Source organism: Psychrobacter sp. AOP7-B1-24 (assembly GCF_052376215.1).
Taxonomy (GTDB): domain Bacteria; phylum Pseudomonadota; class Gammaproteobacteria; order Pseudomonadales; family Moraxellaceae; genus Psychrobacter.
The window spans coordinates 1-343 of record NZ_JBQSVL010000228.1 but is presented as its reverse complement, the minus strand read 5'-3'; the positions used below and the strand labels follow the sequence as shown (position 1 = coordinate 343).

1 protein-coding gene is annotated in these 343 nt (G+C 46.1%); it reads right to left on the bottom strand.

The window, feature by feature from the left end:
- The coding region (locus ACT3QP_RS15130) for a DDE-type integrase/transposase/recombinase (RefSeq protein WP_444526074.1) at positions 1 to 343 on the bottom strand (343 nt) is incomplete at both ends.

The window sequence follows — 343 nt, the reverse complement described above, 5'->3', positions numbered from 1 at the left end:
TAGCGAATGGATAAGTACTGAACCCCTCGATCACTGTGATGAATCACATCTTTGGGATGGTTTCTATCTGCTATTGCTTGATTTAAAGCCGCCATCACCATATTCGTGTTCATACGATTAGATACCTTCCAACCAACGATAGCACGGGCAAACACATCAATAATAAAAGCGGTATAGACCCAGCCGCTTGTCGTCTTGATATAGGTGAAATCTGCAACCCACAGCTGGTTAGGACGATAAGCGCTAAAGTTACGATTGACTAAGTCATCAGCGCGCTTTTGGTCGTCACGGCTGTTGGTGGTAATCTTGCCTTTGCCACGCCAGACGCCTTGTAGGCCATACT